1 pseudogene is annotated in these 240 nt (G+C 48.3%); it reads right to left on the reverse strand.

Annotation, left to right across the window (positions count from 1 at the left end):
- Positions 1-225 (reverse strand): annotated as a pseudogene (locus KVT11_RS20475) (ATPase); the annotation flags it as partial.
- Between the last annotated feature and the right edge of the window lie 15 nt (positions 226-240).

A 240-nucleotide genomic window follows, 5' to 3' on the forward strand; every position in this document is an offset into this window, starting at 1 on the left:
GTTTGTTGCGACCCTCCCTCTTCCAGCATCTCCCTCTGGCGGGCAAAAAGTGATACCTGGCTGCATCTGTTTGCCTTGGTCTAAAATCGCTGCTCCAGCTGCTGTTAACACACCAGCTACTTCGCCTGCTAAATAGATGCGCGGCAAAAGATGACGAAGCTTCCACGGGTAGCCTTTTTCTGCAACCAATGCTTCAAATTGATGAAGCATCACTTCGTTGTAATCCTACGTTTTTTCATC

Origin of the sequence: Bacillus sp. GbtcB10, from assembly GCF_019091365.1 — a bacterium.
Taxonomy (GTDB): domain Bacteria; phylum Bacillota; class Bacilli; order Bacillales; family Bacillaceae; genus Bacillus; species Bacillus altitudinis.